The sequence below is a fragment of the Armatimonadota bacterium genome (assembly GCA_020354555.1).
Lineage (GTDB): Bacteria > Armatimonadota > Hebobacteria.
Map to the genome: position 1 here is coordinate 2976608 of CP070648.1, position 2643 is coordinate 2979250.

Sequence of the window (2643 nt, forward strand, 5' to 3'; positions counted from 1 at the left end):
ACGAGTCCCGATCTGCGGGCCACGACAGCCTGCAGCACCCACGCAAGCGCGACCCACATCGTCAGAAGACGAGGCAAATGCAATGGCGCGAGCGCGGGGATTATTTGCTGAGGCCGCACAAACTCCAAGGCAAGCAGCATCAGCAGTCCCCAGAACGGCTCGCGCAGCGTGAGAATCGCCACGAATGCGGTGATTACAACGGCGACGATCAGGGCCGGGGGAAACAGCAGCACCGCCGCCGCCAAGGCGAACCCGAGGCAGGCAACCCCGACCGCGTAGAGCATCCGCGCCGTGGGCCAGGTTGGGATTCCGGCTTCCACGGATGACGCCGGCACGCTATCTCTTCGTTCGTTCGACATCATGCTATGCCCAGTTCACTGCGCGCGCCCCTGCCATAGTGGTTGCTCCTGGCAGGCCCGCCCGCATCACGTTGCGGCGACGGCGTTTGCCGTATTGGCAACCACTCGGTATAGGCGATAGGGCAGGCACTCGCGACAGAGTTCGCCACAGGCAAGGTCAAACCCGGACGGCAGCTTTCGCACATCCACCAGTAGCCAATTGGCATGGAATCGCTGCACTACGGCCTCCAGAGGTTCCTGCACCAAGGGATAGAAGAATTCCAGTTCGCTGAGAGCTGCGGAGGCGCCGTGTCGCAGCGTGCGCTTCTTCGCGAAGTAGGCGACACTATTGGCAAGGCCGACCGGCACGCAGACCACGCCATCTTCATTGCGCTGTCGCAGGAAATCGAGGATCGACATCAGTGACGGGTTCACGGTCTCCTTGGCCTGGTGTTGCGCCCACGCATATCGCCCCCGAAGTTCGCGCAGAGAGATCGCCAGCGCCAACCCAGCGGCGATGTACAGTGAGGGCCAGCCCCTGCTGAGCGGCACAAGCGCGCCACCGGCAGTAACGGCTATCGGCAGCGCGGCATACGTAAGATACCGATAGCCCTCCCCCAGGAATCGAAGGGGCCTGACGTAGGTTGTCGCCACGAAAGCGACGTAGGCTATCGCACCCCATGCGACGAAGGGGCGGCTGAGCGGTGCAGCCGTCCACAGGCCCCACGACGCACCGACAAAGACGAGGATAAACGGAAGGTGCCGCACCAGACGGTAAACCGTCGCAGCACGAGACCGCAGGCTGCGTCGTTCGTCGGCGGCAGCTTGCCCGTGGTCGGCCAGCAGCTTGAGCGGGCGGGCCTCATCCAACCGATGCACGTTGCGAAACCAGAACCGAAGTTCGATGAGATGGCCTCTGAGGACCGTGATGTAGTGCCCTCTCGTCAATACCACCGTGGCGGCGACCGCTGCCGCCACGGCCGCAAGCACCGCCACGTGTCCTGTGAACGCGGCAACGCCCACGGCGATAGGCAGCAGCGCCTGTGTGCTCATGCGATGCGTCATGAGCAAGAGCCCGACCGCGGCGACGGAGCCGGCAAACAGAGGCACCGAGTACGCGTTGGCCGCTTGAGCCGCCACCACGGACGCCCCCACGGCCACCGAGAGCAGGAGAGCGCCAAGGGCCCGCGGAGTGAGCTCACAGCTGATGCCAACGCTGACGGGCGTGACCGCGTAGATCAACCCGGCCATCGCTGCAGACAGAGGATCCCGCCACAGGTAGTAAGCCAATGCACACGTCAGCGCCGTGTGACCTGCCTCGGCGACCGGCGATAGCAACCACTGCCAGCGGGCTGCCGCCTCGCGCGGGAGCCGCGACAGCACCCAGCCGAGAGCGGGTGGGTAATCGTAGATGCCGCTCGGGACGAAGCAATCCGCGCTACGGAACCGGCGGCCCTGGGCTCTCACGCAGTCGGCGATGTGCAGATGAAACCACGTGTCAACGCCGCGGAATCGGCCCTGGCCGCCGGCAAGCGCCCTGATTGCGAACGCCACTGCCGCGGTCAGCGCAGTCCCTATTGTCAGCATCGCCATGTCTGGCATCCGGATTGGCCTCTTCAACTCACTCGCTGGAGCGCATCGGTGCGTAGCGCAGCCACCCGTAGGCGGAGGTGGCGACCACATGCCCCAAGCGCGCGACCTTCGCCAATTCCTCGTGGCGGTAGAACCCGAGCACGTAGAGCAAGGCCGGGTACAGCAGCACCAGCGCGCAGCGGACGCCGATCGATCCCGCCGTCGAGGCCACGTGCACCCAGGTGCTGGCCCAGTACAGGAATGCGGCAACTCCTGTCAGCTTGGCCAGCCGCGAGACTTCGTATGTGATGCGGTACAGCCGCTGGCCGAGAATGTACGAGACCGCCGCCAACGCGGCGAAGGACAGCAATGTCGCCCACGCGGCGCCCATCATCCCGAAACGGGGCACGAGCAGCCAGTTGAGGAGCAGCGTCAGACCCGCCGCGCTGCCGACCGCGAGCGCACGGAAGACGGTCCGCCGGGCGAGGTGAATCCCCGTCTCGAAGAAGTTGGCCGCGGCGAGGAACAACAGGCCCACCATGACGATCGGCACCACCCGGTGCGCCGCCAGGAACTGCGGCGTGGCGATGATCTTGAGGGCGTCCTTGATCAGTACCGACACGCCGAGAGCGAAGAAGGTGGCGACGCAGAAGAAGTACGTGCACACCTTGCCGTAGATGTCGCGCGCGTCGTCCCGCTTGGCGACGGCGAACATCGCTGCCCCCCACACCAA

Annotated in this window: 3 protein-coding genes; all 3 read right to left on the bottom strand. The window is 65.3% G+C overall.

The genetic code is table 11. The features are described 5' to 3' along the window. Positions 1-335, bottom strand: a 335-nt coding sequence (locus JSV65_12190) for a hypothetical protein (protein ID UCH33330.1), incomplete at its 3' end; no start/stop codon positions are given. 90 nt (positions 336-425) lie between these two features. After that, positions 426-1931, bottom strand: a complete 1506-nt coding sequence (locus tag JSV65_12195; protein UCH33331.1) for a hypothetical protein — start codon at positions 1929-1931, stop codon at positions 426-428. Between the two features lie 28 nt (positions 1932-1959). After that, on the bottom strand, positions 1960-2643 hold a 684-nt coding region (locus tag JSV65_12200; GenBank protein UCH33332.1), incomplete at its 5' end, for a polysaccharide biosynthesis C-terminal domain-containing protein.